Genomic DNA, 24,135 nt, shown 5'->3' on the forward strand with positions numbered 1-24,135 from the left:
AAGGGCCTCCATAAAAAAGCCCCATCCAAAGACGGGGCCTTAAATCACCATAAGATAGCTAGCGGGCGATCTTCACCTCAGGTTCGTTGAGCAGCGCCAGCATAGGGTTATTATTCATCACCCGAGTCTTTAGGGTCACGCCCAGGATAAGCCCCATCACGAAGCCACCTATGTGGGCCCAGTAGGCCACGCCCTGACCGGCCATGACCAGACCGAAGATGTTGAAGCCTAGCCAGATAGCGAAGAAGGCCATAGGACTGAGCTTCTTCTGAAACACCACAAACATGAAGGTCAGGCTGGCATGGCGGAACCACATGAGATACATGCCGAACAAACCGGCGATGGCGCCGCTGGCACCGACCATATAGATGCCCGAACCGGGATCCGCGGCGATCTGCGCCGCGGCGGCGGCCAGGCCACACAGGAGGTAGAGCGCGAAAAACTTGGCGCGGCCCAGCACATCTTCCAGGTTGTCCCCCACCACATAGAGGAAATACATGTTGCCCGCCAGGTGCATGATATCGCCGTGGAGGAACATATGACTCAGCAGGGTCCAGGGATGATGACCCGCCAGCAGTTCGTTGGAACGCATGGCGAAGTTTTCAAACACCATATCTGTGGTGCTCAGGTTAAAGCCGTAGGCGAAGAAGATCAGGATATTGAGCGCCAGCAGCAGATAGGTCACCAGGGGCGTCGACTTAGGCTTGAGGTTAAACTCCACCGGCATCTTAGAGAGGAACTGGAACAGCCAGGTCTTGACGCTGATGCTGCCGTTCAACTCCTCCAGCAGTTGGCGCACCTTGGGCGACTGTACCACCTTGGTGCGCTCATGCTCGTCTATCCAGATGCCGCAGCAGCCGTGACACAGATCCACCTCAATCTCATAGCCAGCCATTAGATGGTAGCGCTGCATGGCAAGGTCGCAACGATGGCAGCAGCGACTGGAGATCCCCAGTTGATCGCCTAGGGTCTCTTCGATACGGACGTTGTCGTCGCCGTTATCGGCCTTAGACAGAGCGGCGTTCAACTCACCATTGTCGAACCAGAGGCCGCCGCACTGGCGGCAGCAATCCACCTCTTCGCCGTGAAATTTAAACACTCTCAATCGCCCATCGTGGCAACCCGGACAGATATTGGTCATGGGGAGTTCCTTTCCTAATCTACTGTGATGTCGTTGCGTCTCAGCTCATCGGCCAGCGCAGTGTAGTTCGCCTTCAATGCAGGCAAGGTGTCGTCGCTCATCGCTTTGGTCTGGGCCTTGAGCAGGTCGCCGCCGTACTTGGCGCCATAGACACGCCCCTCAATCTTACCGATGATATCGTTCACCTGCAGGTAGAAGCGCCGCGTCTTCGACAGCAGCTGAGGCGGCGTCTCCAGGGTATAGGGCGAGTAGCGCATATTCTCCCACACGAAGGTGGCCAGCGCAGGCCTGTGATTCTTTATGTCAAAAGGCGCCTTACCTGCGATGAAGTCGGCGTACTCGTTGATGATGCCGACATTATCCTGCACCTCGTCATACAGGGCATGACGCAGGTAATAGTTATTCTGTTTGTTGGTCAGATTATCGAAGGTGATCGCCTGAGACAACCCCTCCTGAGCCGCCAGATAGACACCGGCGACCGTGGCGATGATCATAAAGATCTGGCTGATCCAGAAGCTGGTCTTTACCAGCTCCCTATTGTCTAAACGGGGAAAACGCTTGCCCTCATCCAAGGCGGCTTTGTCATTAACATCCATATCCAGGCTCCGGTAACAAATAACAGGCTCGCCGCCCCAAGACAATAATGGGGGAAGCGAGGCAAGCGCGGATACTAGCACAGGCCGATGACAAATTTGTACAGAGAAGTTGAATTTTGATAACAAAAACAAGGGTTACCAATCTCTTTTTGATAAACCCCTCACCCGTTCTCTGCCAATTGCCTAGCAACAACCCGGCTAATCATCCTAATTTTTAGAAGCTAATATGCGGTATTTAGCGATATTCGTTCGATTAATCCAGTGATAGGCTGTTCCCATTCCCGCCAGCTACACTTAAGCAGCACTTAAGTAGCACTAGGCGGTTCCTAATCATGAGGTACTAACGATGAAAGTGATCAGCCAATTTACCGCCCGCCCGGCTATGGATGGCGACGGCGTCAACATCCGCCGTGTGGCCGATTTTCTGAATACCCGCTTCGATCCCTTCCTGATGCTGGACGAGATCAAGTCAGACGACGCCAACGACTATATTGGCGGCTTCCCGCCCCACCCTCACCGCGGCATAGAGACCTTCACCTATATCCGCAAGGGCGGCTTCGAGCACAGGGATCAACTGGGGAACGTCAAGGCGATCAAGGCCGGTGACGTACAGTGGATGAGCACCGGCAGCGGTGTGGTGCACTCTGAGATGCCACTGGCCGACGCCCAAGATGGCCTGCACGGCTTCCAGATTTGGCTCAACATGCCCGCCAAGGAGAAGATGCGTCCCGCCATCTATCGTGACAGCACAGATGAGCCGCTGCCCGAGACCGAAAACGACAGCGGCGCCAAGCTGCGCGCCCTGGCCGGCAGCTGGCAGCTAACGGGGGCCGATCCCATCGAGGCGCCGATTCAAACCTTGGCAGGCGCAGGCAAGATTGCCGATCTTATGCTGGCGCCAAATGGCTCGGCCCAGCTGGATCTGCATGAACGCGAATATGTCGGCCTCTACCTCTATCAGGGAGAGATAGTCAGCCAGGCAGAGCCGCAGAAAACCTATAGCGCCGGGCAATACCTGATTGTCGATAGCCAGCATCTCCTCACGCTTAAGGCTGGCGAGCAAGGCGCCGGTACCCTGGTGTTTGCCGGTCAGCCCATTCGCGAGAAGATAGTGCACATGGGCCCCTTCGTGATGAACACTGAGCAGGAGATCCAACAGGCGATCGCCGACTATCAGGCGGGACGATTTGGCAGCATCAAGGCCTAAGGCCTTATACGAGACAGATTAAAGAGGACCTAGGGTCCTCTTTTTTTTACGTAAATTCAGGCAGCATCCGCAGGCGCCAAAAGCGTGATCCTGTGCTAAGTTTCTAACAGCGCAAAACGCGGAATCGTCACAAATCTGACGATAAGTTTATTACCACTTTGTAGGTAAACGTTTATTTTTCATACATAATTTTGTCAATTTTATGTGACTTAGCCGTAACTAATACACATAAACTTGAGGCGCATCAAAATTTACAGCAGGAAAGCTGTGGTAATTTTTAAGCTATTCCTAACACAGAGAATACTTAATGAGAAACCTTAAGCCCCCCTTTGGCAACCTTGCCAGTACCTTAGCAAGCTTAGTTGTATGTTTGGCCGCACTGTTTAGCCCGGCTGTCTTTGCCAGCAGTGGCGAGGCCCATGGCCAGCTGTTAGATCTCACCGCCACCGGCGCCGGCTATGTCGCCGTGATGATCTTCGTCCTGGCCTATCTGCTGGTGATGGGTGAAGAGTTGCTGCATCTGCGCAAGTCCAAGCCTGTGCTGGTCGCCGCCGGTTTGATCTGGGGCATCATAGGTTACATCTATGTGCAGCATGGCATGTCGGAACTCTCAGAGACCGCCTTTAAGCACAACCTGTTAGAGTATGCCGAGCTGCTACTCTTCCTGCTGGTTGCTATGACCTACATCAACGCCATGGAGGAGCGTAACCTGTTTGACGCCCTGCGGGCCTGGATGGTGGGTAAGGGCTTTAGTCAGCGCACCGTCTTCTGGCTCACCGGCTTCATGGCCTTCTTCATCTCCCCCATCGCCGATAACCTGACGACGGCCCTGTTGATGTGCGCCGTGGTGATGAAGGTAGGCGGCGACAACAAGAAGTTTATCGCCCTGGCCTGTATCAACATAGTGGTGGCGGCCAATGCCGGTGGCGCCTTCAGCCCCTTCGGCGATATCACCACCCTGATGGTCTGGCAAAAAGGCGTGGTGCATTTCGAGCAGTTCATCGATCTCTTCATCCCATCCTTGGTTAACTTCCTGGTGCCTGCGGCGATTATGAGCGCCTTCATCGTCAATCAGGTGCAGGAGGCGGAAGAGGAGAAGGTACTGATGAAGCGCGGCGCCAGACGCATAGTCGGCCTGTTCCTGCTCACCATAGCCACCGCCGTCTGCACCCACAGCCTGCTGGGTCTGCCACCCGTGCTAGGCATGATGACGGGTCTCGGCTTTTTGCAGTTCTTCGGTTTCTACCTGCGTAAGAGCTTCCCCAAGGCGGTGCTCAAGGCCAAGGAGCAGGCGGAGCGCGACAACAACATCAAGCGCCTGGAGCAGCTAGGTAACGTAGTGCCTTTCGATGTGTTCAGCCGCATCGCCCGTGCCGAGTGGGATACCCTGCTCTTCTTCTATGGCGTGGTGCTCTGTGTCGGCGGCCTGGGCTTCATGGGCTACCTGAGCCTGGTCTCCGAGGCCATGTATACCCATTGGGACGTCACCTATGCCAACATCGCCGTGGGTGTACTCTCCGCTATCGTGGATAACATCCCTGTGATGTTTGCCGTATTGACCATGAACCCAGACATGGAATTGGGCCAGTGGCTGTTGGTGACCCTGACCGCAGGAGTGGGCGGTAGCCTGCTCTCTATCGGCAGTGCCGCCGGTGTGGCCCTGATGGGACAGGCTCGCGGCATCTACACCTTCGCCAGCCACCTCAAGTGGACACCCGTGATCGCCTTGGGCTACGTCGCCAGTATCCTGGTGCATCTCTGGCTCAACAGCTCACTATTCTAAGGTGTCGTAAAGGTTAGATTACCTGTAGTCACCCTATGGGTTAATCAAAAGGGGCGTTGACTAGACTAGTCAACGCCCCTTTCTCTTGCATCTCTCTTGCTGACTTAAGCCAAGATCAAGAAACCGATAAAGGTCAGTCCCGCCGCCAGCAGAGCATAGGGCAGCTGAGTCACCGCATGGCTCACCAGATTACAGTCTGACCCCTGGGCCGCCAACACGGTAGAGTCTGAATAGAAACAGGCCTGACTACCGAAGGATGAGGCCGACAGCAAGGCGCCGATCACCAGCGGAATATCGGCATTGACCGCCTGGGCCAGTGGCATCACGATAGGGATAGACACCGCGAAGATCCCCCAGCTAGAGCCAGTGGCGAAGGCCAGAATCGACATGGTCAGGAAGACCACGGCCGGCAGCCACTGTGAGGTCATGAAGGGGCTCAGATTGCCAATCACATATTGCGGCAGCATCAGCTTGTCGCACACATCCTTAAACACGAAGGCGGCGATAACCGTGCCTATGGCCGGCAGCATAGACTTAAAGCCGTCGAGCATCTGCTCCATCATCTCAGACAGAGGCATCAGACGCTGCACGCCATAGTAAGGCAGGGTCACCGCCAACGTGGCGATCAGCCCCTTGAGCACGTCGATATCGAAGTAGACGGTAAAGCCCACCAGCAAGATTATTGGCACCATGAAGTTATGCAGCTTGCCCAGATTATCGGCATGCTTAAACTCCTCTTCGATCGCCTTGACGCTGTAATCATCCGAGGTCTGCACCTCGTCGATGGCATCGACCGCCTTGGCCGGTTTACCCGCCAAAGCCGCCAGCTGCGCCTTCTTCATCGGACCGAAAGCAGGCACTATGCCCAGGATCACCAGCAGCACCATGGCCACCGCCAACCAAGCGTAGAGCATGTAAGGAATGGCCGACATATAGACGCTGATCCCTTGGCCCTCGCCCGCCACGCCGTTGTCCACCAGCAGGCCGCCGAAGAAGACGGCCCAGGTCGATAGCGGCACCAGCACACAGATGGGCGCGGCGGTAGAGTCCACCACATAGGCCAGCATCTCCCGCGACACCTTAAACTTGTCGGTCACCGACTTCATGGTCGACCCCACAGTCAGGGCGTTGAGGTAGTCGTCGATAAAGATCACCACACCCAGGATGAAGGTCATCAGCAGAGATGACTTAGGCCCCTTGGCATACTTGAGCGCATGGCGACCGAAGGCCATGGAGCCCCCCGTCTTAACCAGGAGGGCGATCAGGGCGCCAAAACCGCCACACACCAGAATCAACCAACCTATGGTTTCATCGGCCATGACAGAGAGCGAGATATCGGAGAAGTTATTCAGCACCTGATCGGGTTGATACAAGACCAGACCCACTAAGGCACCTATGATTAACGAAAGGATTGGACGGCGTAGCCAAACCGCTAACACCAAGACCACCACAGGTGGGATAAGACTTAAGGCTGTCGCGTCAGACATGGCTTAAGGTCCTTCTAAAATTGAGCCGATACGGCAAACTCATTTTACTCGGCGTAAAACCCCAAAGTTTATACGCTTAATTGCTGCTTTATTATGGACATAACGACGTTCGCCCTTAGCGAACCATGCCTTTATTTTTGTACCCCAGCTAAAACATCGGGCGCAAAATAATCTGCATTGGAGACTGAGTCAATCAGAAATAGTTATCCGGCGATAAATAATTTTTCGGCCTCAAACACAAACAAACCAAACTATTGATAATTAACAATATAAGTAAAATAGAATGCGCTAATTTCGCACACCTTTAAAATTAAGCTTATGCAGCGAAAGCGCTTAATTAATAAGGCCATGCTCAATTAATCTTCGAAGGCGGGATAGCAACCCAAAAAGGTCGATAAGCCACTAACCCGATATACCAGCATTTCGATAAACCACTGAGCCCGTTTCACTTTATCCTTGTGGCCAGAGGCATGCTTTGTCTGCTTAATCACAAATTTTCATCTCAAAGATGACACGCAACTAAAGCGTGTTACTCTGCCACAGGTGTCAATCAAAGGAGCATGACCATGACTCACTCAAACGCTGCCCCACATTCTCACGCAGCAAACGCTTCTCCAAAAGCCATCCGCCCGCTCGCCTCGGCGACCCCGATTATTCTCGACTGCGACCCGGGCCATGACGATGCGATCTCCCTGATCCTGGCGCTGAGCAGCGAGCGCCTCAATCCGTTGGCGGTCACCACCAGCGCGGGTAACCAGACGCCGGACAAGACCCTCAACAACGCCCTGCGCATCCTGACCCTGCTCAATCGCGCCGACATGCCGGTAGCCGGCGGCGCGGTGAAGCCCTTGGCCAGGGAGCTGATTATCGCCGACAACGTCCACGGCGAGAGCGGTCTCGACGGCCCTAAGCTACCAGATCCCAGCTTTGATCCCCTAACGCAAAACGCCATCGAGCTGATGGCCGAGAAGGTGCGTCAGAGCGCAGTACCCGTGACCTTAGTCCCCTCCGGGCCGCTCACCAATATCGCCCTGTTTATCGCTAACTATCCCGAGCTGCACAGCAAGGTTGAGCGTATCGTGCTGATGGGCGGCGCCGCAGGGGTTGGCAACTGGACCCCGGCCGCCGAGTTCAACATCTTCGTCGACCCAGAGGCGGCCGATATGGTGTTCAAGTCGGGCATCCCTATCACCATGTGCGGCCTGGACGTGACCCATGAGGCACAGATCATGGATGAGGATATCGAGCGGATCCGCGCCATCCCCAACCCTGTGGCCCAGTGTGTCGCCGAGCTGCTGGACTTCTTCATGATCTACCACAGAGATCCTAAGTGGGGCTTCACCGGCGCGCCGCTGCACGATCCCTGCACCATCGCCTGGCTGCTAAAGCCTGAGCTGTTCATCGCCCAGGAGTGCTGGGTAGGCGTCGAGACCAAGGGTGAATATACCCAAGGGATGACAGTGGTGGATCGCTATCAGCTCACAGGCAAGGCGCCTAACGCCACTGTGCTGTTTGACTTAGATCGCCAAGGCTTCGTCGACCTGATTGTCGAGTGCCTCAGCGCCTATAATTAATAGCCCAGGGAGGGTTCGCCCTCCCCTCAGGCGAGAGGAAACTATGACCAGACTGTTAATCCTCGGCAGTGCCAATGCCGATCATGTGATGAACCTGGAATACCTGCCCAGCCCCGGACAGACGCTGATGAGTAGCGGCTATAGACTGGAACACGGCGGCAAAGGGGCTAATCAGGCGGTGGCTGCCGCACGCCTTAGCCAGGACGAGACCCGGGTCGATTTCATCTGTCATCTAGGCCGGGACGCCATAGGTCAGGCAATGGCCCAGGCCTGGCAGCAAGATGGCATAATGCCGGATGGCATCATCTACACGGACGAACACCCCACGGGCACGGCGATGATCTTCGTCGCCGATAAAGGCGAGAACATCATAGGCGTCTCAGCCGGCGCCAACGCGACCCTGACCCCCGAGGCGCTCAAGGCCCATCTTGAACTGATCGAACAGGCCGATTACCTGCTGGTGCAGCTGGAGACCCCGGCGGTGACTGTGCTGGATGCCTTAAAGCACGCCAAGAAACATGGCGTGACCACCATACTTAACCCGGCACCAGCCATGGTGATCGGCAAAGATCTGTTCCGCCTGGTGGATGTGATCACCCCCAACGAGACAGAGGCCGAAGCCATCACAGGCATAGAGGTGACCGATGAGCAGAGCGCCAGAATGGCGGCGCAGATGCTGCATCAATTCGGGCCGCAGACGGTGATCATCACCCTGGGCAAGCAAGGCGCCCTGCTCAGCACCAAGGACTATTGCGCCCTGATCCCTGGCGTTCAGGTGAAAGCCGTAGACACGGTCGCCGCCGGCGATACCTTCAACGGTGCCCTCATGGTGGCCCTTGGCGAGGGCAAGTCTGTCGATAAGGCGGTCGCCTTTGCCCACCGCGCCGCCGCCATCTCGGTGACCCGCGCCGGTGCCCAGCGTGCCATCCCCTATCGCCACGAACTGGCAGATATCTAGCAAGCTTTGGGTTTGACCCTTGCCTCTCCTTCGAGGCTGGGGTCAACCCTGTTCCACCCAATACAGTTAGATATAAGCTACTGAATTAAAAACTAAAACACCATTTGCTAATCTGTGATAAAATACTGTTTGCTTTTTAGGCAACCTGGGCGTAATCTTGCGCCGCCTGACAGAGTCAGGTTTAACAGAGATAGTAAGAGGAAAAACCATGAGCAAACAATCGCGCCGCAACGCGCACGCTCCCCACGAGAGCGGCCGTGGCGTCATCAAAGACAACGCCTTAAAGGCGATAGTTACCAGCGAACTGTTTAAAATGCGCGTCGAGAAACCCAAGAAAGGCAAAGGGTCATACAAACGCCAACAACAAAAGGGGCATATGCTGAAGGGCAATGCCCCTTTTGACTTAATAAGCCCCGCCATTGCGTGCTAAGCCGTCTACTGACACCTCATTCCATCCCCTTTTATCCCCCATCAGTAATTTTTCTCAACAGCACATTTGGCAATAGCTTTCCGGTGCGAACTGGGTCAAAATCGCCTCTATCACTCTTTGCTTATTTTTGTACCAGGGCCCCGCTAGCATGTCTTCCCCTACTCAAGCCGACGCAGCTCAACTGCCGCGCCTGGTGCCTGTTTCGTTTCTGGCCGTGGTGCTCATCTGGTCGACGACTCCGCTGGGGATCGTCTGGAGCAGCGAGACGGTGCATCCCACCATGGCGGTACTCTCGCGCATGGTGATCGCCCTGATCATTGGTAGCCTGATCATCCTCTTTAGCAGCATACGCCTGCCCTGGCATCGCACCGCCTTCAAGCTCTACGCCTATTCGGCCATAGGCATAGTGGGCGGCATGTTGCTGAGCTATTTTGCCGCCCGTTATCTGGCATCGGGCACCATGTCGTTGCTATTCGGCCTCTCCCCGCTGGTATCAGGCCTGTTAGCACAAAGGCTGCTAAACGAACCTAAATTCAGCCCCATGCGGATCATGGCGCTCATTCTGGCATTTTGCGGCCTGGGCGTGGTCTGTTCGGCCAAGCTTGCCCTGGGCAGCGATACTTGGATAGGCCTGGTGCTGATCCTCTGCGCCGTGTTTCTCTTCAGTCTCAGCGGCGTGCTGATCAAGACGGTGGAGCTGGCGATTCACCCCATCGCCAGCACGGTAGGTGCCCTGCTGTTTTCGACCCCTCTGTTTGCCCTGGCCTGGTTGATATTTGATGCCAGCCTGCCGGTGGAGACCTGGTCGATGCGCTCCATCGCCGCCATCTTCTACCTGGGGATCTTCGGCTCCTTGATAGGCTTCATCGGCTACTTCTATATCCTGCAACACCTCAAAGCCAGCACTGTGGCCCTGGTCACACTGATCACCCCGGTATTTGCCATGGCCCTGGGCGCAATGGTGAATCATGAGCAGATCTCCCAGACCCTGATGATAGGTGCCGGCCTGGTGCTGGCGGGACTCGGCCTGTTTCAGTGGGGCGATACCCTGCTGGCCCGGCGAAGGGCCAGGATCTCCTCACAGCTCTAGTCCTTTATCAGGCTGGCCTGACGCTCGCGTCGGGTGTGGCCTCTGTCTGCACGGCCGCAATCAGCCTGGTCCCTGTCCGCGCCCGCCAGGCGCATTAACTTGCAGATATAGTCGATACGTTGCCGGTAAGCCTCGCTGCTGGCATACAGGGCCTGATTGACCACAAATCCCAGCAGGGGAGCTTGATTGCATAACCTCATCGCCGACTCCTTATCCTCAAAATTGAGGTATCTGATTCGATAACCTAGCTGAGCATAAGGCGTACCAATCCTTGAGAAAGCCACTCAAGTGGTTCAATCGGTAGGGGTTGTTATTAAGATTTGGCGATGCTTAGCAGAGGGGAAAGCTCAGGCGGCGTCAAGAAAATGCGCTTTGCAATGCAAAACGCCTCCTAATCCTCGGCCTTCACCAGATGCAGCCGGCTAAGGTCCTTGTTCCACAACTGGATGATCTTGCGGGTCTTGTCCTTGTTCCAGAAGCATTTGCCGAAGAGGATGATACCGGCCCCTTCGAGCTCCTCCCGCTGCTGGATATCGTATTTCTTACACAGCTCGTCCTTCACCTCCTCGATGGGGATGCCCACATCCTTACAGTCGGCGGGATTGAGCCAGAGCAGCGCCTTGTCGGCGTGGGAGATGGTGCCCCAATACATGCGTGGGGCGTGACGCTCGTTGGGTTCGGCATCGGCAAAGTTGACGAACAGGTTCTTGGCCCGCCAGCGATACTTGTCGTCGGTATAGACCCAGAGATCTGAGCTGGCCAGATCGCTGCCCCGCAACAGGCTGTGGAGAAGTTTCTGTAGCCCCTGGGTGGCTATCTTAGGTTCTGCCTCCCCCTTCGACTGGTGCTCAGATTCAGCTTTGGGCTCGGTTTGATTTTCGGTTTTAGTCTCGGCTGTTGATTTAGCCTCAGCGAGATAACTCCCCTTGGGGCTCTGCACGCCTTCCGCCTGAGCTTGTTTGGTCTGAACCTGCTGCGCTGGTTGACTCTTACGCCTGGGCGGCATGCTGAAGTCTATCTTCAGGGCGTCACTCTCCAGGAGCTGCTGATTCACTTCCAGGGCATCTTGCTCCTCCTGTTTGCGACTGGCCGAGGGATTAAACTCGCTGCAGTCCACCTGATGATAACGCGAGCCGAAACAGGCGGCCTTGCCATCGCGCGAGGCCTTGCGAAAATAAGCCTTGCCGTCACACACGGGGCAATAGAGCTGCTGGCGCAGCGCCTCAATCTCTTGTTCGCTGAGGCGCTGAAAGGTAAATACCGAATAGGTTTTCTCGGCCTGGCCCTCGACCCGGCAGACGGCATCTAGCATAGACCTACTCCGCCATCTCGGCGTCGCTAGGTGACTCAGACGCTTCTGCTTGGGCCAACACCGCCTCGGGCTCTCCGCCATTTAACCAGGCGATGAAGAGTTCATACCAGATAGCCAGCACCACGGCGCCCAGGAAGAGGCCTATGATCCCGGCAAACAGCATGCCGCCTATGGCACCTATCAGTATCACTGGCATGGGCACATCCACGCCTCGGCCCATCAAGATAGGCTTGAGGATATTGTCAGAGATGCCGCCAAGGAAGATCCACACGCTAAAGATAGTTGCCGAGGTGCCATCCATGGAGGAATAGGCATAGCCAATCAGGGGCAACACTATGATCAGCGCCGGCAGCTGGGCGATCCCCAGGAACAGGGCCACCAGGGTGAGCAGTCCGGCGGCGGGTAGGCCGAAGACAAACAGCGCCGAGCCGATCAACATGGCCTGGATGAAGGCCACACCGACCACCCCGAGGAGCACGCTACGTATGGTGGCCGCCGTCAGACTGGTCCAGGCGTGGGCATTGGGGCCTACCGCCCGCACCGCCACTTTACTCATGGCAGCGGAGCACTGCTCTGAGTTCGCCATGAAGCCGGCGGCGATCAGCAGCGAGATGATAAACATCACCAGGGTGGCCAGGCTACTGCCGATCACCCCGGCCAGCGCGGAGAAGCCCGCCTTGATCTCAGGCAGGAAGTGCAATATCGCCTTCTCCAGGTTGCTGGCGATGTTATGCCACACCTCAAACAGGCGCTCGCCTATGATGGGAATTTCCGCCACCCGCTGGGTCGGCTCTGGCAGGTGGATCTCGCCGCTCTGCAGCACCTTAAGGGTGTTTGAGACCCCCTCGAAGATGGAGCCCGAGACTACCACGAAAGGGGTCACCAATAGGGCGATCCCCACCAGAGCGATAAGGGTCGCGGCCAGGCCACGACGTCCCTTTAACATGCGCTCCAGCCTGTGGGTCAGAGGCATCAGAGCGACGGCGATGATGGCACCCCACAGGGCCGGCACGATAAAGGGCCGTACTATGTCGTAGGTCCAGATCACTAAGATGGCGAGCAGGCCGATGCGAATCGCCGACTCCGTCATATTACCGATAAACTCCTTGCGCTGCTGCGCCTTGGCTTCATTGTCCATAACTTTCCCTTCCCAGCGTGTGTAAGTGCGTACCGATAACCCGACTAAGGCCCAAAGCGTTAACCCCTAAACTAGAATCTATGCTTTAGGCCTCACCACCTAGTCTGAGCAAAATATAGCCGATAGTGTTAATTAATCCCACAAGTAAAACAAGAATATAGCCCACATTTTGCCTCTTTGGACCTCGCCCTATTCCCTGATCTTGAGGCTGACCATCACGGGGGCGTGATCTGTGCTGTGGCTGTCGCGATCATATTGCGGATTGATCAGGTGGCTATCATAGGTGTGATACTGACTCACCTCTGCCAGACACAGATGATTATGGGGATCGAATTCGTTGGAGAGCAGGATATAGTCGATCACCTCGCCGCGATTAAGATGATAGTGGGTCGGGGCCCGCGCCACCGAGGTAGGACAGTACTCAGAGCGCTCATGCAGCAGGTAGGCATCCTGCAGGCGATAGCCCTGAAACGCCTCCTCACCCAAGCCCCCAAGCAGGCGGCTATCCTCGCTCACCAGGGCCGACAACACGCCGCTGGCCAGGCTATCGTTAAAATCGCCCATCAGGATCACTGGGTAGCGGGTATCGATACGGCGCCTGGCGATGGCGACTCGCAGCAGGCTCGCCTCACTGCCTCGTATCAGCGAAGAAGCCCACTTGGCCGCCGCCTCTATGGCAAACAGGGCTCCACTCTTCTCAATGGTCGGGCTATCGCTCTGAGCCCCCGCTGCCGCCGACTCGCTCCCGGGGGCTGACGTCACCGCTAACTCGGGCTCAAACTGAGCCCGCTTGGACTTAAAATGCACCAGATAACAGTCGCAGGGGCCAAGATGCGGCAGCGCTATGGTCGCCCTCAAGGGCAGGCGGCTGTATTGGAAACCGGGGGCAATGCCCATGAGGCTTGCGACCGTCTGATCTATGTCGCATGCCTCATAGCTTTGGATGGGGTACTTGCTGGCCAGGGCCAACACTGGGTGGCGATAGATGAAGTCGTCGCTGATCTCGGGCCTGTCGACGGTAACAAAATAGGGATACCCGGCCTCGGCCAGTAGTGCCTGCAATGCCTCTATCGAAAACACCTCCTGAAAGCCGATGACGCAGGGGTCATGGCTCGCCAGGTAGCGCCTTATCCAGTCACATTTCTGCTGCCACTGGGCCTGAGTGTAGATGTTATTAAAATCGTAGTAGGCGTCAGGCGGCGCGATGAAGTTGTACAGATTGAAACTGGCGATCCGTATCTGGCTCGCCGCTGCTGACGTTTGGGTCACGTCCCCTCCTCTAAGCCTCTACTAACTGCCAAACCTATATTAACGGCCAAACTTCTGCTAACGGCAAAGCCCTTACTCGCAGCAAAGCCATCATGAGTAGAAACGCCCTGCCGCTAGCACTTTTACGCATCTCTCCTGTCTCACGCCCAGCCAGGCTTAACCCCAGGGCATGTCGAAATAGACTCTGACGAAGAGATCTTTGTTCCAGGGCAGGATTGGCAGATAGTCCGGCGAGTCCACGGGCACCCTGGCATAGGGGTCCAGATTATACTCGTTATATTTCACGCTGAAGACGAGCTGACTCTTAGATGACCAATGGTCGGCGTCATAGCTGAGGCGCGCCTCCAGCTGGTTCTCCAGCCAATCGCTACCATCGTGCCACTGCTGCGCCGCCAGGCTCAGATCGAAATCTTTGCCCAGGGCAAACTGGGTTGCCGCGGCCAGCGTATAGGCGCCGGTCTTATTCTGAAAATCTTCCCTGTCATAGCCACGCATGCGCGGCACATCGTCGTCGATCTCAAGGAAGTAGTAACCGCCTCCCAGCTTAACGTCGGCCTGAAAACCCTCTCTCTAGTAGCCATAACCCAGGGCCGGAAACAGCCTGACCTGCTTTTCCACCGAGCTGACGGTATTACGCTTGCCCCCCAGGCTTATGTCCCAAAAGAGACGAGAGTGCTGGGATAGCGAGACAAGGTCGCCACCGGCACTGTAGTAGGAGCTAAACCAGACGGGAATATGGTCGGGGTCGAGCTCGTCCACATCATGATCCACGAAGATATTCAGCTCGCCGGTAAGCTTGATCTCACTCTCGGTAAGATGAGTCAGGGCAATACTCACCCCAGCACCTAAGGTGTGGGAGTCGGCCTCATCCACATAGTAGTCGTGTCCGCCTATGCCCAGGCGCCAGTCCAGGGCCATGGCGGGTGCACTCAGCAATGCCCCCATAAGGGGCCAGGCGATGATGGATGAATCGATTCGAAAAGCCATGTTTTCTTCTCCGGCGTAGGCGAGCCGGGCGGAGCGCTCGACTCAAGATAACAGCTTTGAAAGTTAAGCATAAATCATCTTTTTTGTCAGGTAATTAGCTTAACTTATGCGACAGCTATCCGTTGAGCAATCGCTAAGGGTTATGCCTCGCGATCATAAATGGCATCTCCAGACTGGCGATTGCCTATTATCAATATTTTTTTGAAAGTATATGTGACTTTCCTCTGTTTTTATCGGTGAAAGAGTCACGTAGAATCAGCCTCACTCTCGACATAAAGAGTCGACATAAAGAATCGACTCAATCACAGGATGCTTGTCATGCAACAACTCAGTTTCTACACCAATAAGCGCTACACCACTAAGGCATTCGACCCTAGCCGCAAGATCGCCGACGACAAGGTCGAGGAGATCAAGCAGCTGCTTCGCATGAGCCCCTCGTCGACCAACTCACAACCTTGGCACTTCGTGCTCGCCTCGACCGAGGAAGGCAAGGCGCAGATCGCCGAGGCCACCAGCGACTTCGCCTTCAACACCGATAAGATCCTCAACGCCTCCCACGTGCTGGTGCTCTGCACTAAGACCAACATGGATGAGGCCCACCTATTAAAGGTACTCGAGCAGGAAGATGCGGATGGCCGTTTCGCCGACGAAGCCGCCAAACAGGGCCAGCACAACGGACGTTCCTTCTTCGCCAACATGCATAGAATCGAGCTGAAAGACAGCCAACACTGGATGGAGAAGCAGGTCTACTTGGCGCTGGGTACCCTGCTGCTCGGGGCCAGCCTGCTGGATATCGATGCCACCCCTATCGAAGGCTTCAACGCCACCAAGCTCAATCAGGTACTGGACCTGCCAGCCAAAGGCTACGCCGCCTCTGTGGTGGTGGCCCTGGGCTATCACAGCGAGGATGACTTTAACGCCAAGCTGCCTAAGTCGCGCCTGCCTATCGAGACGCTCTTCACCGAGCTCTAATCGTCTCAACTCATGATCTGTCATAGGGCGATGCATATGCCATGCATCGCCTTTTCATTGGTTTCTGGCCCGACAAGCCCAGGCTAAGCCAATAAGACTTGCGTTCTATTTTCACCATTGTCATAGTAGAAATTATCGCCAGTCACGGATGAGACTCTCTGTATGCTTCTTGCCAAATCGACCCCGACAGCCGCCAGGCTGCAAGACGCCTCATCGTCCAGCCAATGCTTCGCCATCAAAGGCGATAACCCGCTCATCTGGCCGCTCCTCACCCTGCTGCAGCGCAGCAATCGTAGCTGGAAGGTGCATCACCTGGCCGCCGCCCTACAAGAGAAAGGCCTGATGCGCGAGCTGGACACAGACCCACAGAAGGCCCTGTTTAAGCAGAACTTCCTGCTGATGAACGCCCTGTTCGAGTTACAGGCCATGCTACTGCCCGGCAGCTACCTGCAGGTCAGGGCGATGGAGATACAGATTTTTCGCATCCCTCCCAGCAATTTAGATAGCCAGCTGAGTCAGGACGATGCCCTGAGAAGCTACTATCAGGACTGGCAGCACTACGACACCTGCCCGGACATCATTCAGGAGATGCTAGAGTCCTTCTGGCAGCGCTATGAAGACTATATCGGCACCCGCCACAACGCCCTGCCCAAACGTCAGGCGCTGGAGGTGTTCGAGCTGCCCCAAGACGCCAGCGACAGAGAGATACGCAAGCAGTGGCGAAAACTGGCCCTGCAATGGCACCCCGACCGCGACGGCGGCGACGCCGCCCAGTTTAAACGGGTCTGCGAGGCCTGGCAGACACTGAGAGAGTCGCGCTAGCCCCGTCACAGATCCGCCCTTTTTGCCGACGAACAATACTCAGAACTTCAGCTCAGGTCACATTCTGGCCCCTGTTTCTCACCTCGCCTTCAGTCATAATTAAGCTTTGGCATTTAGGCTAACCCTATTGTCGATTGACGTTAGCCATTGATTGCACAACGACGCTATCAATTTAAGGATCATCATGATTAAACATATCGCACTCGCCCTGACCCTAGCCGTGGCACCGCTCACTAGTTTTGCCGCCCAGTTTGTCGAGGGGCAACACTTTATGACGGTGTCTGACAAGGCCCCTAGTGCCAACCCTAAGCTGACTGAGTTTTACTCCTTCTACTGCCATAACTGCTACAACATGGAGACTCAGTTCCTGGGAGACATCAAGGCCAACCTGGACAAACGAGTGAGCTTCGACAGCAAGCATGTAGACTTCATGAACTCGGACATAGGCACAGAGGTGATGCGCTCACTTGGGGTGATCCAGGAGCTGGGCGTCGAAGACAAGATGGTCCACGCCATGTTTAGCGCCATTCAGGGCGAACAAGGTGGCCACGGACACAGCCATGATCACGACCATAGTGCCCATGAGAAACCTGCTATTAATACCCGCGACGACATCAAGAAGGTGTTCGCCGATCAGGGGATCGATATCAGCAAGTATGACGAGATCGCCGATGGTAAGACGGTCAGCGACAAGCTCGACCTGTGGCGCACCCAGCAACGTGAGTTCCGCATTCAAAGTGTGCCCACCTTTATCGTTAACGATAAATATGCGGTCAACCTAAGCCAGATCCGCACCCTGGGTGAGCTGATCGATCTGATCAACTACCTGGCCGTCGAGCACAAATAAGCTTGGCAAAATGACATAAACAAGGCGCCCTAGGGGCGCCTTTTTCGTTTCTCGTTGTTATTAATCGCATTGGCTTTAACCTTGTGGCGTTAGCCTACTACCAGCTGCTGCGCCCCCTGATAGGTCTGCTGTTCCACCCGCACCTGCGCCTTGGTCTGGGCCCGGTAGATATGATTCACCAGATTCAGGGTGATCAGCGCAAGCAGAATCCCCGACACCTCTGAGGCCTGAGACACCATGTTCGCATTGACAAAGTCTTGCAGCTCCTCGGCCCTCTCGGCGAAACGATACACGGCCTGACCCATAACATTGTTGACGATCCACAGTAGCCACCAGAGGTTCACCGTCGAACTCGAGTCACTCAGGCTCCAATGCTCGGGATCATGGCTCGCCAGCCAGATCTCCTTCATCGCCTGAAAGGGCTTCCAGATACATAAGATGGGAATGAAGAAGTAACCGATGGACCAGCCTGGGGTAAAGTTCATGTCTGTGGCGCCCAGCTGGCGCGCGTTAAAGTTTGCCCTGTATATCCACTTGAGGATCAGGACGCCCGAGGCAATGAAGACCAGAAAATAGAGCGCCCCTACCACGAGCTGACGCATATCATTGGCCTCGCCATCGGCAATCGCCTGAGCCTCAGAGATGTAGTCCCCCGAGATAAAATCCATCAGCAGCTGATACTCCAGATAGTTGGAGCCGATGGCAATTAGCGCAACCACTATCTGGGCATATAGCATGCAGCGCACCCAGAGGGTCAACTGTGTCGCGTCTTTAAATTTAAAGATATTCCCTGACATTTTGATTTTCCTATTATTTTACCTAGTACTATCCAGTGTGCTAGCGATCGATATCCAAGCTAACATACTCGCTATACTCTGCAAAGCAGCTTCTGCTTCGACCAGATCAGACTAGCCCACTTTCCCCACCTTTTTAGATACCTAGGTCATATAAACACCACTAAAACGAGTCTTGTTACTTGCTGGTAACAGGATCGAGGTTTACCATAAAACAATCTCTATTCATCGAGGCGAAGGCATGTCTGCTGCGGAACAATCATCACGGAAAATGAGTTTTTACATCATAGGCTTAATCTTAGTGGTCTGGCTCTATAGCCTGTGGGCCGACAGGGTAACGCCCATGACGAGCGATGCCAGGGTGCATGCCTATCTGGTAAGGGTGGCCTCCGAGGTCGCCGGTAACATCACAGAGGTGAACGTCAGAGATAACCAGATCGTCGAGGCCGGCGAGCCCCTGTTTCAGATCGATCCGCGCAACTATCGTCTCGCCCTGCAGTCGGCTCAAGCCAATCTGTCCCTGGCGGGGCAGAATATCGGCGCCAGTACGGCGGCGGTAGAGGTGGCTCAGGCCAAGGTGGTGGATGCCATCGCGGCGCGCAACAACGCTAAGGAGCAGGCCGCGCGCATTAGCGAGCTGGCCGGACAGGGGGTACTGAGCCAGGCAGAGCTGGATAACGCCATCGAGGCCAGAGACAGGACCCAGGCGAATCTGGAGGCGGCCGAGGCCTCGCTAGTGCAAGCCAGACAGGCTCTGGGCCCGGCAGGTCAAGACAATCCGCAGATCCTCGCGGCCATGGCAAACCTGGAGAAGGCTCAGCTGGATCTGCAAAAGACTCAGGTCAAGGCACCTTCTAAGGGGGTGGTCACCAACCTTCAGCTCACCCTGGGACAGCGCGCCAATGTCGGCTCCCCCATGTTGACCTTTATCGATCCAAGGGGCGTGTGGATCTCGGCCCTGGTCAGAGAGAACTCGCTGGAACATATCAAGGTGGGCAACAAGGTGGAGATAGTCCTCGACGCCCTGCCGGGAAGAGTGTTGGAAGGCAAGGTCGACAGCATAGGCTGGGGCACGGGCGGCAGTAACAATATCGACCAGAATACAGGGTTTCTTACCGCAGACAGCAATGGCATCAAGGCCCAGCGCTACCCGGTCAACATAGTCTTCACCGGCACTAAGCCGCCAGGCAATATTCGCTACGGCTCTCAGGCCACTGTGGCCTTCTATACAGAGCAGAGCAGCATAGGCGAGTTCCTTGCCGGCATCTGGATGCAGATAGTGAGTATCTGGACCTATGTTTCATAGCCCAGCAAATCCTATCATACGCCTGGTATTCGGCCCGCTGGCGCTGCTGTTTTACCTCTGGTCCCAGGCGGCGCCGCTAGCCATATTGGCCCCCATGTTCATGGTGATTTTTCTCACCCTGATGCCTTCGCGTCCGCCCCTGAGCCTGATGCTCAAGCTGCTGCTGATCGTCCTGTTTGTCAGCCTGGGGCTGGTGTTTATCGGCGGGCTCTTGCTGGACTCCCCCAGCGGCTACCTGCTGTTCTGCTGGTCGCTGCTGTTTTGGAGTTTCTATCGCAGCCACAACGACGGCAAAGATCTGCTCGCGACTCTGATGCTGATCGTGGTGATCATCATGACCATCATGAGTAAGCAGATGCAGGCGCCCATCGAGGTGCTGCCCTGGTTGTTGATGAAATCGGCGGTGCTGGCGCTGATCCTCACCTATCTGAGTTTCCTGCTGTTTCCCGGCGATGAGCAAGACATACTGCCCGATGAGACCCAGGCCGATGGCAGCAGCACCCATATGGGCACCATCTTATTTAAGACCACCGCCATGACCATAGTGTTGGCGGCGCTGATCGGCATAGGCAGCTCCCAGAGCATGCTGATTGCTATCACAATAGGCAGCATGATCAAGCTGGCGGATCCCAAGGAGCATAAGAGCTTCAAGCAGAATCGTCTGATCACCACGGCCATAGGTATCCTCTTCACCTTCCCCGTGATGTTGACCTTCGCCTTCGGTCTGCCGACCTGGGTAGTGTTGGGAATGGCCATCTTCTGCGGCCTGCAACTGGCGGGCTTTGCCATCAGGCGAGCCACTCCCCTCGCCATCTATCAGCTGCTGTTTACCAACTTTGTGGTGCTTGTGTACCAGATCATCACTCACATAGGATCCGATGCCCTATATGCCCAGCTGGTGCGCCTAATCTCTATCAGTATCGCCATCGTAATTGGTGGCCTGCTGCTCAGCCTGCTGCACCATGAGACGGGCGCAAATGATGAAACGGGAACGACGGATGAGAAGGGCGCGGAAGATGAGGCGCCTAGCAATGCGCCCTGCGAAGCGCCAGAGACTGCGATGCCAGCAGCTAAGCAGTCATAAAAGCAGATAAGAAAAAGCGCGGCCTTAGCCGCGCTTTTTTAAACCCATTTTGTTAAGGCATTCGCCTAGCTTACATCTTAGACCAGGTGATGGTCTGAGCGCCTTTATCTACCTGAGCCATGATATCGGCATGCATTGGCGTCTTGAACTGCTTGGTGTCTTCCAGGTTAAACTTGATCTCCTTGCCACTCATCAGGCTGCGGAACCAGATATCGCCGTTATCCAGGTTGTACTGCATGCTGAAGAAGCTTGGGTAGTCTTCGCCCGTCTTAGGGTCCTGCACACCGAATGGCACCAGCGCCGCCGCATCGAAGGTGCCCTTCTGACGAGCAACTGTCTCTGTGTAGCTCAGCCCTTCTAGGTCCATGTGAGTCGACATGGCTAGCAGGCGTGAGTTACGCTCCAGGCCGCCTATGCTCCAAGGCATCTTAGTGGCAACGCTAGGATCCTTAAGGTCGAACTGCTGCATATACTCTCTGTGCTTCTCCTGCAGCGGGTCGTTAGTCTTCACGCGCAGATCCGATTCGGCATCACCCAAGTAAATCTTCTGCTCACCGCCCTTCACCAGTTGGATCAGCATGATGTTACCGTCGGCATCGACCACAGAGTAGTGCAGCGGCGCAGCGTGCTCCATACCATTTGGCGCAGAGGCCCAGGCGATTTGGAACTCACCGTTATCCAGGGCCGCTTTCACCTCGGCAGTGGTGGCATAACGCTCGGTGATGAAGCTCACTACGTCGGCGGTGTTGACCGCTGGTGCGCCATTATCTTTGTGCTGGGCCAGATAGGGCTCGCTGTCATGCTGAGATAGCGCCATCACGCTGAGTCCCTTCTCGTTAGAAGTCTGACCCGACAGGCCGCCGAAGGCGCCATGCTCTTCGATAGAGAGGGTGTGGTACTTAGTCTGCCACTTGGTCATGGCCTGCTGGTACTCGGCAACCTGACCGCGCATGGTGCGCTCGGTACCAACAGGGAAGACAGACATGTGACCGTCGAAAGGGGCTGTGCTCACCCAGTCTGCGGTACGCATTAACATAGTGCCGTATTGGGTCTCTGTCACCAGACGAGAACAGGCTTCGGCGTTTATGGCGGCGCCCATGGTCGTGGCAAACAGGGCGGCGATAGTGGTGCTTAGTAGTACTTTTTTCATGGTAACAATCTCCGTAACTGAGGATGTTGATTCGTTGACGGGTTAATCGTACCAAAGGCGAAAAAAGTGCTACCCTAAGAACTATCAACCTAAAGTTAAAGGTTCGCCGATGATCATCACCACAGAGAGATTGCAATACCTGGTTTCCGTAGCCCAGCATGGCAGCTTTTCCAGCGCCGCCAAGGAATTAGGGGTCAGCGTCGCCGCAGTCAACAAGGCGATACAACATCTGGAGTTTGATCTTGAGCTGACCCTGTTCGAGCGCCATGGCGGTAAGAAGCCACAGCTCACCCAGGAGGGCAAACGCCTCTATGTGAAGGCGCTGGAGATACTGCCCAAGCTTATCGCCATGGAACGTCAGGCGCAGATGATGAGCGAAGGGATAGAGAGCCAGCTCTCCATCTGCCTGCATCCCTATACCTGTTACCCCGAATACACCCGGCTCATCGGCGAGCTGGCGGCGCGCTACCCAGATCTGGAAATCAACATAGTCGAGGCGGAAACCCTGGACTGGCAGAATCTGCAGTGCGATATCATTATTGCGCCTAATCGCCTGGTGAATCTCAGGGGCGTCAACATACAATCCATCAACAGCATTAAATGGCTGCTGGTGAGCGCGCCCCAACATCCGCTGGCGCAACTGAGGAGTGCCCCCGAACTGGAAGACTTCGATCACCATCACCAGCTGATGCCACCTGCGGGTAACATCATACTGCCCCATTACCTGGAGGTGATGCGCTACTCCAGCAAGCTGGTGACCGTCGAGCGCTTCTACCAACTGCGGGAGCTACTGTTGGCGGGCTGTGGTTTTGCCATGTATCCACAGGCGCTCGCTAGGCCGCTTATCGAGGAGGGCAAGCTTAAGGATCTGAACTTCGATTATGGTAAGCAGGGCAATCACTGGCCCATAGATCTCATCTGGCAGGAGGGACTGGGCCAGGCGGGCAACTGGTTTATCGAGCAGTTAATCGACGAGGAGTGATCGAATCTAACCTGGCCAATCAGGCACGCTTTAACGCTTGCTAGTACTGGTCTAGCGGCAAATGAAGTCCAACAGGTGTGACAGGGCAAACAGGGCGTGGATCACCATAAAGACGATGAAACCATGGGCCAGGCTGTGATGATAGCTACGCCAGTTGAGGGCCTCGCTGCTGCCCTGGGTGAGAAACCACATCAGGCCGGTAACGGATACCGCCACAAACAGCAGCATGCCTATCCCCTCGACCACGCTAAACAGGCCGCGGCCACCGGCCAGGGGCAACTTGCCCCGCTTCAGACCACATACATCATTACTCAGCTGGGTAAAGTCGCCCACCAGATAGGGAAAATATTGTCGCCACTGACCGCGCATCAGGTTGATCACCAACATGGTGACAGAGAAGATCCCCGCCAGCAGCCCAAGGTAGACATGCAGGATATCCCAGACCGAGGCGTTAGCCCGCAGCGCCCGCCCCATCATGAGCCAACCGCTGGTGCCCACCAGAAACAGGGTTAACAGAATGACAAACAGATGCTGATAGGTCTCCAGCACCTCGCGCAGCTTGGTCAGTGTCTTCATCTTGCTCTCCCCTTGATATGGCTCACGCTATGTTTACGCTTGGAATTTACTTAAGCATGCAATACTAGAGCGCATCGACCTGCTGAGCATAGTGTTTCACCTTATCCCAGTCGGTGTACTCGACCTTGGTATCCGGCGCCGTCGGTCCCTTAGTGATCCACATGATGAAGCGTATGATGTTGCGATCCAGGGCGTTATAGCCCTGATAATCTAGGTTACCACCAAACACCGCCAGCAGTTTAGGCTGCCAGGGCGATTTGGCCAGAAACGCCTGCATGTACGGGTTGGTCTCCGGGGTATTCTTGGCGGGCTTGCGCGCCACCAGGCTCACCGAAAAGAAACTGCTGGCCTTCTCCTGCAGCACCTTGATGTTCTCGCGAATAAAGTCGTACACCCTGGGATTATGCTTGCCATGACGAATGCTGGCGCCCAGGACTATCTTATCGAACCCTTCCAGGGCTGGCGGGTTATCTATGCTGGCGCAGGTGACACTATGTTCCAGCGCCTCGAGCTCGCGCTGCATGAAATCGCACAGCTTACGGGTCTGCCCATGCACACTGGAATAGATGATTAATATTTTGCTCACGAAGGCCCCTAAGTCGACTTAACTCTTGCTATAGCACCATGATA

General features: G+C 55.6%; 25 protein-coding genes. 12 read left to right on the forward strand and 13 right to left on the reverse strand.

All coding sequences use genetic code 11. The annotated features are described in order from the left end of the window. Positions 1-58: 58 nt before the first annotated feature. Positions 59-1,141: a rhomboid family intramembrane serine protease gene (locus tag AYI87_RS03160; protein WP_144199532.1), complete on the reverse strand. Its 1,083-nt coding sequence runs from the start codon at positions 1,139-1,141 to the stop codon at positions 59-61. Positions 1,142-1,155: 14 nt separating this feature from the next. Further along, positions 1,156-1,737, reverse strand: coding sequence for a hypothetical protein (locus tag AYI87_RS03165; RefSeq protein WP_144199534.1), 582 nt, complete (start codon positions 1,735-1,737; stop codon positions 1,156-1,158). A 346-nt stretch (positions 1,738-2,083) separates the two neighbouring features. On the opposite strand from AYI87_RS03165, the gene AYI87_RS03170 reads away from it, so the two are divergent. After that, positions 2,084-2,944, forward strand: coding sequence for a pirin family protein (locus AYI87_RS03170; RefSeq protein WP_144199536.1), 861 nt, complete (start codon positions 2,084-2,086; stop codon positions 2,942-2,944). 307 nt (positions 2,945-3,251) lie between these two features. Beyond that, on the forward strand, positions 3,252-4,727 hold the full coding sequence (gene nhaD, locus AYI87_RS03175) for a sodium:proton antiporter NhaD (protein ID WP_144199538.1): 1,476 nt from the start codon (positions 3,252-3,254) through the stop codon (positions 4,725-4,727). A gap of 104 nt (positions 4,728-4,831) precedes the next feature. On the opposite strand, the gene AYI87_RS03180 is transcribed toward nhaD, so the two are convergent. Then, positions 4,832-6,214: a Na+/H+ antiporter NhaC family protein gene (locus AYI87_RS03180; RefSeq protein WP_144199540.1), complete on the reverse strand. Its 1,383-nt coding sequence runs from the start codon at positions 6,212-6,214 to the stop codon at positions 4,832-4,834. Between the two features lie 566 nt (positions 6,215-6,780). Here AYI87_RS03180 and rihA point away from each other — a divergent pair. The 4 genes from rihA to AYI87_RS03200 all read left to right on the forward strand — a co-directional run bounded on the left by rihA (position 6,781) and on the right by AYI87_RS03200 (position 10,266). Next, complete coding sequence (gene rihA / locus AYI87_RS03185; RefSeq protein ID WP_260865057.1) at positions 6,781-7,788, forward strand: pyrimidine-specific ribonucleoside hydrolase RihA; 1,008 nt, start codon at positions 6,781-6,783, stop codon at positions 7,786-7,788. A gap of 43 nt (positions 7,789-7,831) precedes the next feature. Continuing rightward, complete coding sequence (rbsK, locus tag AYI87_RS03190; protein ID WP_144199542.1) at positions 7,832-8,746, forward strand: ribokinase; 915 nt, start codon at positions 7,832-7,834, stop codon at positions 8,744-8,746. A 208-nt stretch (positions 8,747-8,954) separates the two neighbouring features. Beyond that, entirely contained in the window at positions 8,955-9,176 is a 222-nt protein-coding gene (locus AYI87_RS03195; RefSeq protein ID WP_144199544.1) for a ribosome alternative rescue factor ArfA, read from the forward strand. Positions 9,177-9,324: 148 nt separating this feature from the next. Continuing rightward, positions 9,325-10,266, forward strand: coding sequence for a DMT family transporter (locus AYI87_RS03200; protein ID WP_144199546.1), 942 nt, complete (start codon positions 9,325-9,327; stop codon positions 10,264-10,266). On the opposite strand, the gene AYI87_RS03205 is transcribed toward AYI87_RS03200, so the two are convergent. The 6 genes from AYI87_RS03205 to AYI87_RS21365 all read right to left on the reverse strand — a co-directional run bounded on the left by AYI87_RS03205 (position 10,263) and on the right by AYI87_RS21365 (position 14,972). Further along, entirely contained in the window at positions 10,263-10,466 is a 204-nt protein-coding gene (locus AYI87_RS03205) for a hypothetical protein (RefSeq protein WP_144199548.1), read from the reverse strand. The genes AYI87_RS03200 and AYI87_RS03205 overlap by 4 nt on opposite strands. A 191-nt stretch (positions 10,467-10,657) precedes the next feature. Continuing rightward, positions 10,658-11,578: a hypothetical protein gene (locus AYI87_RS03210; protein WP_144199550.1), complete on the reverse strand. Its 921-nt coding sequence runs from the start codon at positions 11,576-11,578 to the stop codon at positions 10,658-10,660. 4 nt (positions 11,579-11,582) lie between these two features. Continuing rightward, positions 11,583-12,716 carry an AI-2E family transporter gene (locus AYI87_RS03215; protein ID WP_144199552.1) on the reverse strand — a complete coding sequence of 378 codons (1,134 nt, stop codon included), beginning with the start codon at positions 12,714-12,716 and terminating at the stop codon, positions 11,583-11,585. A gap of 189 nt (positions 12,717-12,905) precedes the next feature. After that, positions 12,906-13,985: an endonuclease/exonuclease/phosphatase family protein gene (locus AYI87_RS03220; RefSeq protein WP_144199554.1), complete on the reverse strand. Its 1,080-nt coding sequence runs from the start codon at positions 13,983-13,985 to the stop codon at positions 12,906-12,908. A gap of 156 nt (positions 13,986-14,141) precedes the next feature. Next, positions 14,142-14,489, reverse strand: coding sequence for a hypothetical protein (locus tag AYI87_RS21360; RefSeq protein ID WP_260865058.1), 348 nt, complete (start codon positions 14,487-14,489; stop codon positions 14,142-14,144). A gap of 66 nt (positions 14,490-14,555) precedes the next feature. Then, positions 14,556-14,972 carry a hypothetical protein gene (locus AYI87_RS21365; RefSeq protein ID WP_260865059.1) on the reverse strand — a complete coding sequence of 139 codons (417 nt, stop codon included), beginning with the start codon at positions 14,970-14,972 and terminating at the stop codon, positions 14,556-14,558. Between the two features lie 318 nt (positions 14,973-15,290). On the opposite strand from AYI87_RS21365, the gene nfsB reads away from it, so the two are divergent. The 3 genes from nfsB to AYI87_RS03240 all read left to right on the forward strand — a co-directional run bounded on the left by nfsB (position 15,291) and on the right by AYI87_RS03240 (position 17,613). Next, positions 15,291-15,944 carry an oxygen-insensitive NAD(P)H nitroreductase gene (nfsB, locus tag AYI87_RS03230; protein ID WP_144199556.1) on the forward strand — a complete coding sequence of 218 codons (654 nt, stop codon included), beginning with the start codon at positions 15,291-15,293 and terminating at the stop codon, positions 15,942-15,944. Positions 15,945-16,106: 162 nt separating this feature from the next. After that, positions 16,107-16,766: a DNA-J related domain-containing protein gene (locus AYI87_RS03235; protein WP_144199558.1), complete on the forward strand. Its 660-nt coding sequence runs from the start codon at positions 16,107-16,109 to the stop codon at positions 16,764-16,766. 184 nt (positions 16,767-16,950) lie between these two features. Continuing rightward, positions 16,951-17,613 carry a thiol:disulfide interchange protein DsbA/DsbL gene (locus tag AYI87_RS03240; protein ID WP_144199560.1) on the forward strand — a complete coding sequence of 221 codons (663 nt, stop codon included), beginning with the start codon at positions 16,951-16,953 and terminating at the stop codon, positions 17,611-17,613. 89 nt (positions 17,614-17,702) lie between these two features. Here AYI87_RS03240 and AYI87_RS03245 read toward each other — a convergent pair whose 3' ends face one another. Continuing rightward, positions 17,703-18,410, reverse strand: a complete 708-nt coding sequence (locus tag AYI87_RS03245; protein WP_144199562.1) for a DUF4328 domain-containing protein — start codon at positions 18,408-18,410, stop codon at positions 17,703-17,705. Positions 18,411-18,678: 268 nt separating this feature from the next. Here AYI87_RS03245 and AYI87_RS03250 point away from each other — a divergent pair, with 268 nt between their 5' ends. Together AYI87_RS03250 and AYI87_RS03255 are read left to right on the forward strand one after the other, a co-directional pair. Beyond that, on the forward strand, positions 18,679-19,713 hold the full coding sequence (locus tag AYI87_RS03250; RefSeq protein WP_260865060.1) for an HlyD family secretion protein: 1,035 nt from the start codon (positions 18,679-18,681) through the stop codon (positions 19,711-19,713). Further along, complete coding sequence (locus AYI87_RS03255; RefSeq protein WP_144199566.1) at positions 19,703-20,797, forward strand: DUF2955 domain-containing protein; 1,095 nt, start codon at positions 19,703-19,705, stop codon at positions 20,795-20,797. Before AYI87_RS03250 ends, AYI87_RS03255 begins: the two co-directional genes overlap by 11 nt. A gap of 70 nt (positions 20,798-20,867) precedes the next feature. On the opposite strand, the gene AYI87_RS03260 is transcribed toward AYI87_RS03255, so the two are convergent. Further along, positions 20,868-21,947, reverse strand: a complete 1,080-nt coding sequence (locus tag AYI87_RS03260; RefSeq protein WP_144199568.1) for a linear amide C-N hydrolase — start codon at positions 21,945-21,947, stop codon at positions 20,868-20,870. Between the two features lie 109 nt (positions 21,948-22,056). Here AYI87_RS03260 and AYI87_RS03265 point away from each other — a divergent pair, with 109 nt between their 5' ends. Further along, a complete protein-coding gene (locus AYI87_RS03265; RefSeq protein ID WP_144199570.1) occupies positions 22,057-22,929 on the forward strand; it encodes a LysR family transcriptional regulator in 873 nt (290 codons plus the stop codon). Positions 22,930-22,980: 51 nt separating this feature from the next. Here AYI87_RS03265 and AYI87_RS03270 read toward each other — a convergent pair whose 3' ends face one another. Both AYI87_RS03270 and hemG read right to left on the reverse strand, forming a co-directional pair. Further along, a complete protein-coding gene (locus AYI87_RS03270) occupies positions 22,981-23,505 on the reverse strand; it encodes a cytochrome b/b6 domain-containing protein (RefSeq protein WP_144199572.1) in 525 nt (174 codons plus the stop codon). A 64-nt stretch (positions 23,506-23,569) separates the two neighbouring features. Next, complete coding sequence (gene hemG, locus AYI87_RS03275; protein WP_144199574.1) at positions 23,570-24,091, reverse strand: menaquinone-dependent protoporphyrinogen IX dehydrogenase; 522 nt, start codon at positions 24,089-24,091, stop codon at positions 23,570-23,572. Positions 24,092-24,135: the final 44 nt, after the last annotated feature.

Source organism: Shewanella sp. KCT, from assembly GCF_007636505.1.
In the GTDB taxonomy this organism is placed as follows: domain Bacteria; phylum Pseudomonadota; class Gammaproteobacteria; order Enterobacterales; family Shewanellaceae; genus Shewanella; species Shewanella halotolerans.

What these genes read in the sequence shown, in the direction of transcription:
- AYI87_RS03205 (WP_144199548.1), bottom strand. Translation starts at nt 10,466, where the DNA reads ATGAGGTTATGCAATCAAGCTCCCCTGCTGGGATTTGTGGTCAATCAG.
- AYI87_RS03215 (WP_144199552.1), bottom strand. Translation starts at nt 12,716, where the DNA reads ATGGACAATGAAGCCAAGGCGCAGCAGCGCAAGGAGTTTATCGGTAAT.
- AYI87_RS03165 (WP_144199534.1), bottom strand. Translation starts at nt 1,737, where the DNA reads ATGGATGTTAATGACAAAGCCGCCTTGGATGAGGGCAAGCGTTTTCCC.
- AYI87_RS03180 (WP_144199540.1), bottom strand. Translation starts at nt 6,214, where the DNA reads ATGTCTGACGCGACAGCCTTAAGTCTTATCCCACCTGTGGTGGTCTTG.
- AYI87_RS03210 (WP_144199550.1), bottom strand. Translation starts at nt 11,578, where the DNA reads ATGCTAGATGCCGTCTGCCGGGTCGAGGGCCAGGCCGAGAAAACCTAT.
- AYI87_RS03240 (WP_144199560.1), top strand. Translation starts at nt 16,951, where the DNA reads ATGATTAAACATATCGCACTCGCCCTGACCCTAGCCGTGGCACCGCTC.
- AYI87_RS03170 (WP_144199536.1), top strand. Translation starts at nt 2,084, where the DNA reads ATGAAAGTGATCAGCCAATTTACCGCCCGCCCGGCTATGGATGGCGAC.
- nfsB (WP_144199556.1), top strand. Translation starts at nt 15,291, where the DNA reads ATGCAACAACTCAGTTTCTACACCAATAAGCGCTACACCACTAAGGCA.
- rbsK (WP_144199542.1), top strand. Translation starts at nt 7,832, where the DNA reads ATGACCAGACTGTTAATCCTCGGCAGTGCCAATGCCGATCATGTGATG.
- AYI87_RS03265 (WP_144199570.1), top strand. Translation starts at nt 22,057, where the DNA reads ATGATCATCACCACAGAGAGATTGCAATACCTGGTTTCCGTAGCCCAG.
- nhaD (WP_144199538.1), top strand. Translation starts at nt 3,252, where the DNA reads ATGAGAAACCTTAAGCCCCCCTTTGGCAACCTTGCCAGTACCTTAGCA.
- AYI87_RS03255 (WP_144199566.1), top strand. Translation starts at nt 19,703, where the DNA reads ATGTTTCATAGCCCAGCAAATCCTATCATACGCCTGGTATTCGGCCCG.
- AYI87_RS03200 (WP_144199546.1), top strand. Translation starts at nt 9,325, where the DNA reads ATGTCTTCCCCTACTCAAGCCGACGCAGCTCAACTGCCGCGCCTGGTG.
- AYI87_RS03245 (WP_144199562.1), bottom strand. Translation starts at nt 18,410, where the DNA reads ATGTCAGGGAATATCTTTAAATTTAAAGACGCGACACAGTTGACCCTC.
- AYI87_RS03260 (WP_144199568.1), bottom strand. Translation starts at nt 21,947, where the DNA reads ATGAAAAAAGTACTACTAAGCACCACTATCGCCGCCCTGTTTGCCACG.
- AYI87_RS03235 (WP_144199558.1), top strand. Translation starts at nt 16,107, where the DNA reads ATGCTTCTTGCCAAATCGACCCCGACAGCCGCCAGGCTGCAAGACGCC.
- AYI87_RS03250 (WP_260865060.1), top strand. Translation starts at nt 18,679, where the DNA reads ATGAGTTTTTACATCATAGGCTTAATCTTAGTGGTCTGGCTCTATAGC.
- AYI87_RS03270 (WP_144199572.1), bottom strand. Translation starts at nt 23,505, where the DNA reads ATGAAGACACTGACCAAGCTGCGCGAGGTGCTGGAGACCTATCAGCAT.
- AYI87_RS21365 (WP_260865059.1), bottom strand. Translation starts at nt 14,972, where the DNA reads ATGGCTTTTCGAATCGATTCATCCATCATCGCCTGGCCCCTTATGGGG.
- AYI87_RS03195 (WP_144199544.1), top strand. Translation starts at nt 8,955, where the DNA reads ATGAGCAAACAATCGCGCCGCAACGCGCACGCTCCCCACGAGAGCGGC.
- rihA (WP_260865057.1), top strand. Translation starts at nt 6,781, where the DNA reads ATGACTCACTCAAACGCTGCCCCACATTCTCACGCAGCAAACGCTTCT.
- AYI87_RS03160 (WP_144199532.1), bottom strand. Translation starts at nt 1,141, where the DNA reads ATGACCAATATCTGTCCGGGTTGCCACGATGGGCGATTGAGAGTGTTT.